Below are 13,523 nucleotides of genomic sequence, written 5' to 3' on the forward strand. Positions count from 1 at the left end.
ATGTTCAAATATATTGGCGACATCGTTAAGGGTACTGGTACCCAGTTGCGAAGCCTGGTGATGGTATTCGGTCACGGCTTCCGCAAACGCGACACCCTGCAATACCCGGAAGAAGCGGTGTACCTGCCGCCGCGCTATCGCGGTCGTATCGTGCTGACCCGCGACCCTGATGGTGAAGAACGCTGCGTAGCCTGCAACCTGTGCGCCGTGGCGTGCCCGGTTGGCTGTATCTCGCTGCAGAAAGCCGAAACCGATGACGGTCGTTGGTATCCCGAGTTCTTCCGCATCAACTTCTCGCGTTGCATTTTCTGCGGCCTGTGCGAAGAAGCCTGCCCGACCACTGCGATCCAGTTGACACCGGATTTCGAAATGGCCGAGTTCAAGCGTCAGGACCTGGTTTACGAGAAAGAAGATCTGCTGATCTCCGGACCCGGCAAGAACCCTGACTACAACTTCTATCGCGTCGCCGGTATGGCCGTCGCTGGCAAGCCCAAGGGCTCTGCGCAGAACGAAGCCGAACCGATCAACGTCAAGAGCTTGCTGCCTTAAGGAAGTAAAGATGGAATTCGCTTTCTATTTCGCATCCGGCATCGCTGTAGTGTCCACCTTGCGGGTGATCACCAACACGAACCCGGTGCACGCCCTGCTCTACCTGATCATTTCGCTGATCGCCGTAGCGATGACGTTCTTCAGCCTTGGCGCTCCGTTCGCCGGGGTACTGGAAGTCATCGCTTACGCGGGCGCGATCATGGTCCTGTTCGTTTTCGTGGTGATGATGCTAAACCTTGGCCCGGCCTCGGTTCAGCAGGAGCGCACATGGCTGAAACCCGGTATCTGGGTCGGCCCGGTGATTCTCGGTGCGCTGCTGTTGGCTGAACTGCTGTATGTGCTGTTCGCCAATCAGACAGGCGCCGCTATCGGTCACACTACCGTCGACGCCAAGGCAGTCGGCATCAGCCTGTTCGGGCCTTACCTGCTGGTGGTCGAGCTGGCCTCGATGCTTCTGCTGGCGGCAGCGGTGACGGCATTCCATCTGGGCCGCAACGAAGCGAAGGAGCCAAGCCAATGAATGCTATCCCTCTGGAGCACGGTCTGGCGGTTGCCGGAGTCCTGTTCGTTCTCGGCCTCGTAGGTCTGATGGTGCGCCGTAACATTCTTTTTGTGTTGATGAGCCTGGAGATCATGATGAACGCATCGGCTCTGGCGTTCGTCGTTGCCGGTAGCCGCTGGGCTCAGCCGGATGGACAAGTCATGTTCATCCTGGTGATCACCCTGGCTGCTGCCGAGGCCAGTATTGGCCTGGCGATCCTGATGCAGCTGTATCGCCGCTTCCACACGCTCGATATCGACGCTGCCAGTGAGATGCGCGGATGAACCTACTCTTTCTGACTTTCGTATTTCCCCTGATCGGTTTTCTGCTGCTGTCGTTCTCTCGTGGACGCATCTCGGAAAACCTCGCGGCACTGATCGGCGTTGGCTCTATTGGCCTGTCGGCCATTGTCACCGCCTGGGTCATCTGGCAATTCAACGTTGCACCGCCTGAAGGGGGTCATTACACCCAGGTGTTGTGGCGCTGGATGGCCGTGGACGGTTTCGAGCCCAACTTCGCACTGTATCTGGACGGCCTGTCCGTGACGATGCTGGGCGTGGTGGTTGGCGTCGGCTTCCTGATTCACCTGTTCGCTTCCTGGTACATGCGTGGCGAAGCGGGTTACTCGCGCTTCTTCGCGTACACCAACCTGTTTATCGCCAGCATGCTGTTCCTGGTACTCGGCGATAACCTGTTGTTCCTGTACTTCGGTTGGGAAGGTGTAGGCCTGTGCAGCTATCTGTTGATCGGTTTCTACTACAGCAACCGCAACAACGGTAACGCCGCATTGAAAGCCTTTATCGTGACCCGTATCGGCGACGTGTTCATGGCCATCGGCCTGTTCATCCTGTTCCAGCAACTGGGTACGCTGAATATCCAGGAATTGCTGGTTCGTGCCCCTGAGCACTTCAAGGTCGGTGACTTCTGGATCGTACTGGCAACTCTGCTGCTGCTGGGTGGTGCCGTCGGTAAATCCGCGCAACTGCCGCTGCAAACCTGGCTGGCCGATGCGATGGCCGGTCCGACGCCGGTTTCGGCACTGATCCACGCTGCAACCATGGTGACCGCCGGTGTTTACCTGATCGCCCGTACCCACGGCTTGTTCGCCCTGGCACCGGACATCCTGCATCTGGTAGGCATCGTCGGCGGTGTGACACTGGTGCTGGCCGGTTTCGCGGCACTGGTGCAAACCGACATCAAACGTATCCTCGCCTACTCGACCATGAGCCAGATCGGCTACATGTTCCTGGCGCTGGGCGTCGGTGCCTGGGAAGGCGCGATCTTCCACCTGATGACTCACGCCTTCTTCAAGGCGCTGCTGTTCCTCGCATCCGGTGCGGTGATCGTTGCCTGCCACCACGAGCAGAACATTTTCAAGATGGGCGGCCTGTGGAAGAAACTGCCTCTGGCCTACGCCAGCTTCATCGTCGGCGGCTCGGCCCTTGCGGCCCTGCCATTGTTGACGGCGGGTTTCTACTCCAAGGACGAAATTCTTTGGGAGGCTTTCGCCAGCGGCAACAACGGTCTGCTGTATGCAGGTCTGGTCGGCGCATTCATGACTTCCCTGTACACCTTCCGCCTGATCTTCATCACCTTCCACGGTGAAGCGAAAACGGAAGCGCACGCAGGTCACGGTATCGCTCACTGGTTGCCGTTGAGTGTGCTGATCGTGCTGTCGACCTTCGTCGGCGCGCTGATCACCCCACCGCTGGCGGGTGTACTGCCGCAAAGCGTCGGCCACGCCGGTGGCGATGCCAAGCACAGTCTGGAAATCGCTTCAGGCGCTATCGCGCTGGCCGGCATCCTGCTCGCAGCCTTGCTGTTCCTGGGCAAGCGCCGCTTGGTCACTTCCATCGCCAACAGCGCACCCGGCCGTTTCCTGTCGGCCTGGTGGTTCGCGGCATGGGGTTTCGATTGGGTGTACGACAAGCTGTTCGTCAAGCCGTATCTGGCTATCTGCCAGTTGCTGCGTAGCGACCCACTGGACCACACCATTGGTTTGATCCCACGTCTGGTCAAGGCAGGTCATGGCAGCATGACCCGTACCGAAACCGGTCAACTGCGCTGGTATGCCGCTTCGATCGCTATAGGTGCCGTACTGGTACTCGGCGCCGTCGTTGTGGTTGCGGTCTGACATGAACCTTGCGAATTTGCGAAAGGAATTGAGCCCGTCATGATTCTGCCTTGGCTAATCCTGATCCCCTTTATCGGTGGCCTGCTGTGCTGGCAAGGTGAGCGCTTCGGCCCTACCCTGCCACGCTGGATCGCGCTGCTGACCATGTCCCTCGAACTGGCCCTGGGCCTCTGGTTGTGGAGTACTGGCAACTACAGTTACGCACCAGCTCCCGGCGTCGACCCAACCTGGGCCATCGAATTCAAGCACTTGTGGATTGCCCGCTTCGGCATCAGCGTCCACCTTGCCCTTGATGGTCTTTCGTTGCTGATGATTCTGCTGACCGGCCTGCTCGGTGTGCTGTCGGTGTTGTGTTCGTGGAAAGAGATCCAGCGTAACGTTGGTTTCTTCCACCTCAACCTGATGTGGATCCTCGGTGGCGTGATTGGCGTGTTCCTGGCCATCGACCTGTTCATGTTCTTCTTTTTCTGGGAAATGATGCTGGTGCCGATGTATTTCCTCATCGCGCTCTGGGGTCACAGCTCGGCGGACGGCAAGAAGACACGCATCTACGCCGCGACCAAGTTCTTCATCTTCACTCAGGCCAGCGGCCTGATCATGTTGGTGGCGATCCTCGGTCTGGTACTGGTCAACTTCAATCAGACCGGAGTGATCACGTTCGATTACGCCACGCTGTTGAAGACGCAACTGGCACCGGGCACCGAATACATCCTGATGCTGGGTTTCTTCATTGCCTTCGCGGTGAAGCTGCCAGTGGTGCCATTCCACTCGTGGCTGCCGGATGCTCACGCCCAGGCACCAACAGCGGGTTCGGTCGATCTGGCGGGTATCCTGCTGAAAACCGCCGCGTATGGCCTGCTGCGCTTTGCTCTACCGCTGTTCCCGAACGCCTCTGCCGAGTTCGCGCCTATCGCGATGATTCTGGGCCTGATCGGTATTTTCTACGGTGCCTTCCTGGCGTTCGCGCAGACCGACATCAAACGTCTGATCGCCTTCTCCAGCGTCTCGCACATGGGCTTCGTGCTGATCGGTATCTACTCCGGTAGCCAGCAAGCGCTGCAAGGCGTCGTGATTCAGATGCTTGCTCACGGCCTTTCTGCTGCTGCGCTGTTTATCCTCAGTGGTCAGCTGTACGAGCGCCTGCATACGCGTGACATGCGTGAAATGGGTGGTTTGTGGTCGCGTATCGCCTACTTGCCAGCGATCAGCCTGTTCTTCGCGGCCGCCTCTCTGGGTCTGCCGGGTACCGGTAACTTTGTGGGTGAGTTCCTGATCCTGCTGGGCAGCTTTGTCAGTGCGCCATGGATCACCGCAATTGCCACGTCCGGTCTGGTGTTTGGCTCTGTCTACTCGCTGATCATGATTCATCGCGCCTATTTCGGCCCGTCCAAATCAGACGAGCCGCTCAAGGGCATGGATGGACGAGAAATGATCATGGTGCTCGGCCTGGCCGTATTGCTGGTACTGGTCGGGGTTTACCCGCAACCATTCCTCGATACGTCGGCAGCGACCATGCACGGCGTGCAGCAATGGCTCGGCACTGCCTTCACTCAACTCGCTTCGGCCCGGTAAGAGCGCTATGGACCTGACGATTCAACACTTTATTGCGCTTGCCCCACTGCTGATTACCAGCCTTACCATTGTTGTGGTGATGCTGGCGATCGCATGGCGCCGCAATCACTCGCAAACCTTCCTGCTCAGCGTGGCGGGGCTTAACCTGGCCCTGCTGTCGATCTACCCGGCACTGAAAGTCGCTCCGCTGTTAGTGACGCCTCTGCTGCAGATCGACAGCTTCGCTTGCCTTTACATGGCGCTGATCCTGGCGTCGACTCTGGCTTGTGTGACCATGGCTCACGCCTATCTCGGCGACGGTAAAGCGGGCTACCCCGGCAATCGTGAAGAACTTTACCTGTTGATCCTGCTGGCGGCAGCTGGCGGTCTGGTACTGGTCAGCGCTCAGCACCTGGCAGGCCTGTTCATCGGTCTGGAGCTGCTGTCGGTACCGGTCTACGGTCTGGTTGCCTATGCATTCTTCAACAAGCGCTCGCTGGAAGCCGGTATCAAGTACATGGTGCTCTCGGCAGCCGGTTCGGCGTTCCTGCTGTTCGGCATGGCGCTGTTGTACGCCGAAGCGGGCTCGCTGAGCTTTGATGGCATCGGCAAGGCGCTGGCTGCAAGCGGCCTGCCTAGCCCGATTGCCAGCCTGGGTCTGGGCATGATGCTGGTAGGTTTGGCGTTCAAACTGTCGCTGGTACCTTTCCACCTGTGGACCCCGGACGTCTACGAGGGCGCCCCTGCCCCGGTAGCGGCTTTCCTGGCCACCGCCAGCAAGGTTGCGGTGTTCGCGGTGCTGGTGCGGCTGTTCCAGATTTCCCCGGCAGCCAGCAGCGGCGTACTGCATGACGTACTGGCGGTCATCGCCGTTGCGTCGATCATCGTCGGCAACCTGCTGGCTTTGATGCAGAACAACTTGAAGCGTCTGCTGGGTTACTCGTCCATCGCGCACTTCGGCTACCTGATGATCGCCCTGGTGGCGACCAAAGGCATGGCGGTTGAGGCTATCGGCGTGTATCTGGTCACCTATGTACTGACCAGCCTTGGCAGCTTCGGTGTAATCACCATGATGTCGTCGCCGTACAGTGGCCGTGATACCGATGCGATGTTCGAGTACCGTGGTCTGTTCTGGCGTCGCCCGTACCTCACAGCGGTGATGACCCTGATGATGCTGTCCCTGGCGGGTATCCCGCTGACGGCTGGCTTCATCGGCAAGTTCTACATCATCGCGACCGGCGTTGAGTCGAAGCTCTGGTGGTTGCTCGGTGCACTGATTATCGGTAGCGCCATCGGCGTCTTCTACTACCTGCGCGTGATGGTGACCCTGTACCTGGTGGACTCCAAGCTGCCACGCCACGACGCTGCCTTCAACTGGGCGCAACGTACCGGCGGCGTGATGCTGCTGGCCATCGCCATTCTGACCTTCGTACTGGGTGTCTATCCGCAGCCTCTGCTGGACTTGGTCAAGCATGCAGGTCTGATGGGCTGATCTCTCAAGGATCAGGCATGACGGGACGCATAAAAAAACCTGCTCGATTGAGCAGGTTTTTTTTCGCCAGGAGAATCTCAACCCGGCAAACGTACCGTCTTCTTGGCGCTGACGAACAGGCCCCAGGTAGACATGAACAGCGCAGCGACCATCGGCCCGATCACGAAACCATTCAGGCCGAATACCGACATGCCGCCCAGGGTGGAGATCAGAATCAGGTAGTCAGGCATCTTGGTATCTTTGCCGACCAGAATAGGTCGCAGCACGTTGTCGACCAGTCCAATCACAAACACACCGAACAGCGCGAGCACTACGCCCTGCCAGATCATCCCGCTCAACAGGAAGTAAACCGCCACCGGTGCCCAGACAATCCCCGCCCCCACGGCTGGCAGCAGCGACAGAAATGCCATGATGACCGCCCAGAGCAGAGCGCTGGGAATGTCGAGACACCAGAAGATAAATCCACCGAGAGCACCCTGGGTGATCGCGACGACGACGTTGCCTTTGACGGTGGCACGCACGACGCGCGTGAACTTCAGTTGCAGGCGACGCTTCTGGGGTTCAGCCAGAGGCACAGCAATACGCATCTTGCGCACCAGTTCCTGACCATCACGCAGGAAGAAGAACAGCAGGTACAACATGATGAAAAAGCCCACGACGAAGTCGAAGGTGCCCTGACCGAAGCTGAATGCCTGCGTCGCCAGGTACTGACTGCCCTGCATCGCGCCTTTGGCGATCTTGTCGCGCAGACCATCGAGATCGCCCATGCCCAGTCTGTCTAGCCAGCCCTGAACGTAATGCGGCAACAAGCCTTTGAACTCGGCCAGATAGCTGGCGATATCGAGTTGCCCGCTTTCGACGTTCTTGTAGAGCGTGGCACCTTCCTGAACCAGCAAGGCACTGATGACAATGACCGGTAAAATCGCGATCACCAGACAGATCATCAAGGTGCAAAGCGACGTCAGATTTCGCTGCCAGCCAAATTTCAGCAGCAAGCGACGCTGTACCGGCGCGAAGATGATGCCGAGGATCACCGCCCAGAACACCGCGCCGTAGAACGGCAGCAGGATCCATATGAACGCGATGGTCACCAGCACCAACAGCAGGATCAGGGTTTTGTATTGCAACGTGGTTTCGTTCATGTCCTTTCCATGTCAGTAGGCAAGCAACTCGCTTGACCTGATCCTTAGTCAGCCAATCAACGGACGAGTGCCATCATTCTGCTTGGCTTGCAGAGGAAGGCTCTGGAAAGGGAAGTACAGCAGAGAATGCGCCTGGCCGTAGGGTTTGCAGGAAATCGCAAAGTGTCGCTACACCGCGCTGTCTGACGGCAGACATTTGATCTGTAGGAGCTGCCGAAGGCGGCGATAGCGGTGCGTCAGGATAAATGCTTCGCAGCCTTCGGTAGCGCTCATCAAACATGAAATAACTGTCTGAGTTTAAATGCTTATTCTGTGCACTGAGCTTGCTCGCGATAGCGTCAGGTCAGACGCTATCCTCTTAACAGATCGACCGCTATCGCGAGCAAGCTCACTCCTACAGGATCCCTGTTTATTACGCGACAACGCGGCGCGTCGGACGACGAGGGCGCTCCCGCAGGTCAACCATTCGTAGCGCACTTCTCACGCGAGTTAAACCCGGAACTGCCCAACCAATGCACCAAGGCGCTGACCAAGATCATTCAGGCTGCGGGAGGTCTGCGCGCTTTGCCGGGTTTCATCGGCAACCGTATCAACGGCGGAAGCAATCTGATGCACGCTTCGGTTGATTTCCTCGGCAACTGCCGTTTGCTCTTCAGCGGCGCTGGCGATCTGCGCGTTCATGGTGTTGATGGTTGTGATCAGCTCGCCGATGGCATCCAGTGAAGACCCTGCCTGATTGGCCTGCACGGAGGTACCATCGCCAGCTTCGCTGGAGCGACGCATGGCATCGACAGCGGTCTGTGTACCCTTCTGCAAGCGGTCAATCATGCCCTGGATTTCCTGGGTGCTCTGCTGGGTACGACTCGCCAGCGCCCGCACTTCATCGGCTACCACCGCAAAACCACGACCCGCCTCCCCTGCACGTGCAGCCTCAATGGCGGCGTTGAGGGCCAACAGGTTGGTCTGCTCAGCGATGGAGCGAATCACCCCGAGTACGCTCACAATCGAAGACACGTCTTTCTGGAGGCTATCCAGGGACGAGCCACTGTTACGAATATCTTCAACCAGCGCGTGAATCAGTTTGATGCTGCCATCGACGACGCGTTTGGCCGACTGGCCCTCCTCGTCGGTCTTCTGTGCGGCGACCGAAGCACCTTGGGCACTTTTCGCCACTTCCTGAGCGGCAGCGGACATCTCGTTGATCGCGGTGGCAACCTGATCCGTTTCGTGACGCTGGCGCTCCATGGCTTGCTCTGAGCGTTGCGCCTGGCTCGATACTTCGCCGACCAGACCGGTCAATTGTCCGGTCATGCCGGATATCTGGCTGACAAGACCATGGATCTTGTCGACGAAGCGGTTAAAGGAGCTGGCCAGCTCGCCCAGCTCATCCTGACTGGTCACGGCCAGACGGCGGGTCAAATCCCCTTCGCCTGCGGCAATGTCATCGAGGTTGTTTTTCATCAAACGCAGTGGGCGCAGCAAGGTTCCGGCCAGCACAACGCCGATGATGCTGATGATGACAAGAACCAGCAGTGCAACGCCGATGATACTTAGCAACATTTTCTGCAGCCGGGCGTCAACGTCCTGCTCGACCAGTGCAACCTCAGCGTCGATGCCATCAAGATTGACCGATGAGCCGAACGCCAGGTCCCATTTGGGTAAATATTCGGTATAGCCCAGCTTGGGCAGCAGCTCGGTCTTGCCGGGCAGCGGTGAAGAGTAGAGAAGATAGTGCGTACCGGCTTTAGCTACCGCCACCAGCTCATTGTTGACATATACGCCGTTCGGATCGCGAGCTTCTTTGAAGCTCTTCCCGACGCCATCTGGGCTGTTTGCCTTGAACAAGCGTATCGATTGCGAATCGTAGCCAAAGAAATAGCCGTCTTTGCCGTAGGAAATGCCGGAAAGCAATTTTATCGCCTGTGCCCGGGCAGCTTCATCGCCAGCCGGCGAGGCATCGTAGATCGGTTTGATAGCAGTCATGCCAATGGCGACATAGTTTTGCAGCGTAGCCTTGGCTTCATTCAGCAGCCGTTCGCGAGTTTCGCTGACCTCGCGTTTTGCCTGGTCGTGCAACATGAGAATTGTTGTCACGCTGATGATCAACGCGAATATCAGCACTGGCAGGATGGCCAGTGAAAGTACTTTGGCTTTCAGGCTAATGCGCATAGGACCCCAAGCATCAATTTGTTGTTTTTAAATTTTGATCTTGGGCTTGTATCGGCAATATGGCCGAAAGGTTGAGAGATTTCGGAGTTACTCGTAAGTAACGCCCATATTGAACGCAGGAATATTGAGCGGTAGTTGCCAGGTTAATGACATGCTTAATCGCTTACTGAGCAAGTCAATCGATCGCTGAACGATCAGGCAGATCAATACGTACTCGAAGCCCACCTGACTGGCTGGCTTCAAGTTGCAGATGACCGCCCCACACCTGAACGATATCGCGCACGATACTGAGGCCCAGTCCATGACCGGTGATTTGCTCATCCAGACGCGCACCACGGCTGAAGACTTCCTCGCGCATGGCTTCAGGGATACCGGGGCCGTCGTCTTCGATCACAATACTGAAGCTCGCTTCCTGCCGACTAATCGTCAGCAGTACTTCGCTGTCGGCCCATTTGCAGGCGTTATCCAGCAAGTTGCCCAACAGCTCCAGAATATCCTCCCGATCCCAAGGTAAAGACAGGCCTGGCTTGACTTGCATCTCTAGGTTGAGGTGCTCGCCATGGATCATGCGCAAAGTGGCGAACAGTCCGCTCAACTCTGCATCACAATCAAAATGCGCACCGGGCAACGCATCGCCGGATAGCCGTGCACGATTGAGCTCACGCGCCAGGCGTTGCTGAATCTGTTCCAACTGCTCACGAAGAATATTACGCAAGCCGGGATGAGCATCGAACTGGGGGCTGGCTATGGCACTGAACAAGACTGCCAGTGGCGTTTTCAACGCATGACCCAGGTTACCGAGAGCGTTGCGCGAGCGTCTCAGGCTGTCTTCGGTGTGTTCCAGCAAATGGTTGATTTGCGACACAAGAGGTTCGAGCTCTACGGGTACCTCTTCATCCAGTTGGGAACGCTTACCTTGCTGGAGCTGAACAAGCTGTTCACGAGCCCGGTCCAGTGGACGCAAGGCACGACGTACCGTCACACGCTGCAGAGCCAGAATCAGCAGGAGAGCGGCAAGCCCCAATCCGAGGCCAATCTGTTGCACACGAAGAAAGCTCGCCCTGACCGGTGTGTAGTCCTGGGCGACAGTAATTGAGATGTCCTGACCGAATTTTCGATAATCGGCCTTGTGCAGTAGCAAGGACTGCCCTGTCTGGCCTAACTCATAGCTGGCATGTAACCCGCTTGAACCTGGATCAGGAATCTCCAGATCCCATAATGATCGAGAGCGCCAGTGTCCTTCAGGGAAATCAATTCGAAAATAGTGCCCTGAATAAGGCCGCTGATAGGCAGGCGACAGTCGGTGCTCATCCAGCTGCACGCCATTTTGGCCGCGTACCAAGGCAACCAGCAGGCTCTCGCTCTCGTTGCGCAGTCCGGCTTCCAGGTAGCGCTGCAAACCTAACTCAAACAGCCATAGGCTGGTTTGGGCCAACACCACGCACACCAGAACCATCACGCTGATAAGCCCGATGCTCAGGCGACGCTGAATAGACTTCAAGCAGCAGGCTCCCCGCCAAAACGATAGCCTTGACCGCGTCGGGTTTCAACCACGGCTTTCCCGAGCTTGCGTCTGAGGTGATTCACATGCACTTCAATGACGTTGGAATCACGCTCGTTTTCACCGTCATACAGGTGCTCAGCCAAATGGCTTTTTGAAAGAATCTGCTCCGGGTGCAGCATGAAGTAACGCAGCAACCGGAATTCGGCGGACGTCAGCTGAATATCTACACCGCCCTGGTTAACGCATTGACGCCCTTCGTCCAGATGCAAACCGGCGGATTCAAGACGAGGCTGATTGGCCAGTCCTTTAGAGCGACGCAATAACGCCTGAATACGCAGCTGTAACTCTTCCGGATGAAAAGGTTTGGTCAGGTAGTCGTCGGCACCGGCCTTGAGCCCTTCTATACGTTCAGACCAGGAACCTCGGGCCGTCAGTACAAGAACCGGCGTTGCCAGACCTGCGGAGCGCCATTGCTCAAGCACCTCCAGACCGGGAAGCCCTGGCAGGCCGAGGTCGAGAATGATCAAATCATAAGGCTCGGTTACGCCTTGGTGAACCGCGTCACGCCCGTCCGCAAGCCAGTCAACGGCATAGCCCTGTCTGCCCAGACCGGAAAGCAGCTCATCTGCCAGCGGGACATGGTCCTCTACCAATAACAGGCGCATCAGTCTTCCTCATCCTTCAATAGTCGACTGTCCCGAGCGTTATATTTCAGCTCGCGGACCACCCCTTCCGAGGTCAGAATCTCAAACTCATAAACGTACACGCCATGTTTCTCTTCAAGTTCTGCCTCTAATAATTTGGCACCCGGGTGCCGGGCCATCGCCATTTCCATCAACTGCTCAAGCGGAAGAATAGTGCCCTTCTGACGCAAACTCAGCGCTTCATCCTGATCCAGGTCTCTCGCTTGCACAGAGATGCAGACCAGCACAAGGCAAATAAGAGTGCCACGACGCTTAGGTAACTTCATTATCGGTCCTGATGATTTTTGAGCACCTTCCCGGTTGCAGCATCGATATCTACGTCCCAGTGGATACCTTGAGTGTCGGTAAGCTCAACCTGATAAACATGCTTGCCGTATTTTTCATCAAGCTCGGCGTCATTGATCGTCGCGCCAGGATGTTTGGCCAAGGCTGCCCCGTTGAGCTGCTCCGCGCTTTGAATGGTGCCAGCGGCGCGCAATGTAGCAGCTTCGTCGGGGGAAATGTCGCGAGCGCTGACTGCACCGCTGGTAAATACCAGAAGGGCAGAGACAAAAAGCGCAGTCAGAGTTTTCACTATCAGGCTCCGTTGAGAATGTTTATTCCTATCCACTTAGGATAAACGTCCCAACTTAATTCAACCTGAATCGATCTGGCTAGATGCCATCAGTACGGATGAACGACCGGGTTTTAGCGCATAGCCCAAACCAATGCTGATAAACTCTTGGCCTGCATGCGTCGCTGCGACGATCGCCATTTTTTAGAGTTGAACATTTTGGAAATTTTTAAAGAGTTTACGTTCGAGTCAGCCCACTTCCTTCCTCACGTTCCCGAGGGCCATAAATGCGGACGGCTGCATGGCCACTCCTTCCGTATCGCTATTCATCTGGAAGGTGAAGTCGACCCGCACATCGGCTGGATCCGGGACTTCTCTGAAATCAAGGCGATATTCAAACCGCTTTATGAGCGCCTTGATCACCACTACTTGAATGACATACCCGGGCTTGAAAACCCAACCAGCGAAAACCTCGCCAAATGGATCTTTGCCGAGCTCAAGCCGCTGTTGCCAGAGCTGTCTGCTATTCGGATTCACGAGACGTGCACCAGCGGTTGCATATACCGCGGTGAATAATCGCTGGTATTGAGAAAGCCCTCCTTGTCCACAAGGGGGGCTTTTTTGTGGCTAAGGGAATGCCGTGTATAGCAACAATGCAGAGCGCCGTGGGATCGGATTTTATCCGGGAAGGCGATATCTCATCGTAGGAGCGGCTTTAGCCGCGAGCCGCATTTACCCAAAGATCAGCGCTGGGACAGATGACGCCCTCCCGAATAAATTCGGTCCTACCGAGGTTGGCATGGGCATTGGACCGGTAGGAGCGAACTTGTTCGCGAGGGGGGCGGTGCATACGCAGCCTGTGTATCGCCTGAAATGCAGCCCTCCCGAATGAATTCGGTCCTATCGAGGTTGGCGCATGAATGCCGGACGGTAGGAGCGAACTTGTTCGCGAGGGGGATGTACATCCGCGGCCTGTGTATCGCCTGAAATGCAGCCCTCCCGAATGAATTCGGTCCTACCGAGGTTGGCGCATGGACGCTGGACCGGTAGGAGCGAACTTGTTCGCGAGGGGATGGTATATCCGCAGCCTCTGTATCGCCTGGCAGACAGCCCTCCCGAATGAATTCGGTCCTACCAAGGTTGGCCAGAGCGCGCGCATAACCCGCTAATTTTTTCAGGCACAC

The 13,523-nt window shown here is 56.9% G+C and carries 13 protein-coding genes and 1 pseudogene; 7 read left to right on the forward strand and 7 right to left on the reverse strand.

Going from position 1 to position 13,523, the window contains the following annotated elements:
• The 6 genes from nuoI to nuoN are packed head-to-tail and all read left to right on the forward strand — an operon-like array spanning window position 1 to window position 6,267.
• Window positions 1-549, forward strand: coding sequence for an NADH-quinone oxidoreductase subunit NuoI (gene nuoI, locus H8S59_RS14620; RefSeq protein ID WP_017123831.1), 549 nt, complete (start codon window positions 1-3; stop codon window positions 547-549).
• 10 nt (window positions 550-559) lie between these two features.
• Window positions 560-1,069 (forward strand): NADH-quinone oxidoreductase subunit J, encoded by a 510-nt coding sequence (gene nuoJ / locus H8S59_RS14625; RefSeq protein WP_087265264.1) that lies wholly within the window; start codon window positions 560-562, stop codon window positions 1,067-1,069.
• The gene (gene nuoK, locus H8S59_RS14630; protein ID WP_087265265.1) at window positions 1,066-1,374 is read left to right on the forward strand and encodes an NADH-quinone oxidoreductase subunit NuoK; all 309 of its coding nucleotides are present in this window, start codon (window positions 1,066-1,068) and stop codon (window positions 1,372-1,374) included. Before nuoJ ends, nuoK begins: the two co-directional genes overlap by 4 nt.
• Complete coding sequence (gene nuoL / locus H8S59_RS14635; protein ID WP_095097531.1) at window positions 1,371-3,224, forward strand: NADH-quinone oxidoreductase subunit L; 1,854 nt, start codon at window positions 1,371-1,373, stop codon at window positions 3,222-3,224. The genes nuoK and nuoL overlap by 4 nt, the downstream gene beginning before the upstream one ends.
• A 39-nt stretch (window positions 3,225-3,263) precedes the next feature.
• Window positions 3,264-4,796 carry an NADH-quinone oxidoreductase subunit M gene (nuoM, locus tag H8S59_RS14640; RefSeq protein ID WP_095097534.1) on the forward strand — a complete coding sequence of 511 codons (1,533 nt, stop codon included), beginning with the start codon at window positions 3,264-3,266 and terminating at the stop codon, window positions 4,794-4,796.
• Between the two features lie 7 nt (window positions 4,797-4,803).
• Complete coding sequence (gene nuoN / locus H8S59_RS14645; protein ID WP_187521868.1) at window positions 4,804-6,267, forward strand: NADH-quinone oxidoreductase subunit NuoN; 1,464 nt, start codon at window positions 4,804-4,806, stop codon at window positions 6,265-6,267.
• Between the two features lie 77 nt (window positions 6,268-6,344).
• Here the strand turns inward: nuoN and H8S59_RS14650 are convergent, their stop codons facing one another.
• The 7 genes and pseudogenes from H8S59_RS14650 to H8S59_RS14675 all read right to left on the reverse strand — a co-directional run bounded on the left by H8S59_RS14650 (window position 6,345) and on the right by H8S59_RS14675 (window position 12,360).
• Window positions 6,345-7,409 (reverse strand): AI-2E family transporter, encoded by a 1,065-nt coding sequence (locus H8S59_RS14650; RefSeq protein WP_087265269.1) that lies wholly within the window; start codon window positions 7,407-7,409, stop codon window positions 6,345-6,347.
• A 489-nt stretch (window positions 7,410-7,898) separates the two neighbouring features.
• Window positions 7,899-8,720, reverse strand: a complete 822-nt coding sequence (locus H8S59_RS27340; protein WP_371856764.1) for a methyl-accepting chemotaxis protein — start codon at window positions 8,718-8,720, stop codon at window positions 7,899-7,901.
• Between the two features lie 36 nt (window positions 8,721-8,756).
• Window positions 8,757-9,578: pseudogene (locus tag H8S59_RS27345) on the reverse strand (cache domain-containing protein); the annotation flags it as partial.
• A 175-nt stretch (window positions 9,579-9,753) separates the two neighbouring features.
• The gene (locus tag H8S59_RS14660; RefSeq protein WP_187521869.1) at window positions 9,754-11,079 is read right to left on the reverse strand and encodes a sensor histidine kinase; all 1,326 of its coding nucleotides are present in this window, start codon (window positions 11,077-11,079) and stop codon (window positions 9,754-9,756) included.
• On the reverse strand, window positions 11,076-11,747 hold the full coding sequence (locus H8S59_RS14665; protein ID WP_095097546.1) for a response regulator transcription factor: 672 nt from the start codon (window positions 11,745-11,747) through the stop codon (window positions 11,076-11,078). The genes H8S59_RS14660 and H8S59_RS14665 overlap by 4 nt, the downstream gene beginning before the upstream one ends.
• Window positions 11,747-12,052 (reverse strand): PepSY domain-containing protein, encoded by a 306-nt coding sequence (locus H8S59_RS14670; RefSeq protein ID WP_095097550.1) that lies wholly within the window; start codon window positions 12,050-12,052, stop codon window positions 11,747-11,749. The genes H8S59_RS14665 and H8S59_RS14670 overlap by 1 nt, the downstream gene beginning before the upstream one ends.
• Window positions 12,052-12,360 (reverse strand): PepSY domain-containing protein, encoded by a 309-nt coding sequence (locus H8S59_RS14675; RefSeq protein WP_187521870.1) that lies wholly within the window; start codon window positions 12,358-12,360, stop codon window positions 12,052-12,054. Before H8S59_RS14675 ends, H8S59_RS14670 begins: the two co-directional genes overlap by 1 nt.
• 198 nt (window positions 12,361-12,558) lie before the next feature.
• Between H8S59_RS14675 and queD the strand changes: the two genes are divergently transcribed.
• Complete coding sequence (gene queD / locus H8S59_RS14680; RefSeq protein ID WP_080238016.1) at window positions 12,559-12,915, forward strand: 6-carboxytetrahydropterin synthase QueD; 357 nt, start codon at window positions 12,559-12,561, stop codon at window positions 12,913-12,915.
• The last annotated feature ends 608 nt before the right edge of the window (window positions 12,916-13,523 follow it).

Source organism: Pseudomonas folii, from assembly GCF_014357575.1.
Lineage (GTDB): Bacteria > Pseudomonadota > Gammaproteobacteria > Pseudomonadales > Pseudomonadaceae > Aquipseudomonas > Aquipseudomonas folii.

Excerpts from the sequence above, each read along its gene's own strand:
- nuoI (WP_017123831.1), top strand. The coding sequence starts at position 1 with ATGTTCAAATATATTGGCGACATCGTTAAGGGTACTGGTACCCAGTTG.
- nuoJ (WP_087265264.1), top strand. The coding sequence starts at position 560 with ATGGAATTCGCTTTCTATTTCGCATCCGGCATCGCTGTAGTGTCCACC.
- nuoK (WP_087265265.1), top strand. The coding sequence starts at position 1,066 with ATGAATGCTATCCCTCTGGAGCACGGTCTGGCGGTTGCCGGAGTCCTG.
- nuoL (WP_095097531.1), top strand. The coding sequence starts at position 1,371 with ATGAACCTACTCTTTCTGACTTTCGTATTTCCCCTGATCGGTTTTCTG.
- nuoM (WP_095097534.1), top strand. The coding sequence starts at position 3,264 with ATGATTCTGCCTTGGCTAATCCTGATCCCCTTTATCGGTGGCCTGCTG.
- nuoN (WP_187521868.1), top strand. The coding sequence starts at position 4,804 with ATGGACCTGACGATTCAACACTTTATTGCGCTTGCCCCACTGCTGATT.
- H8S59_RS14650 (WP_087265269.1), bottom strand. The coding sequence starts at position 7,409 with ATGAACGAAACCACGTTGCAATACAAAACCCTGATCCTGCTGTTGGTG.
- H8S59_RS27340 (WP_371856764.1), bottom strand. The coding sequence starts at position 8,720 with ATGACCGGACAATTGACCGGTCTGGTCGGCGAAGTATCGAGCCAGGCG.
- H8S59_RS14665 (WP_095097546.1), bottom strand. The coding sequence starts at position 11,747 with ATGCGCCTGTTATTGGTAGAGGACCATGTCCCGCTGGCAGATGAGCTG.
- H8S59_RS14670 (WP_095097550.1), bottom strand. The coding sequence starts at position 12,052 with ATGAAGTTACCTAAGCGTCGTGGCACTCTTATTTGCCTTGTGCTGGTC.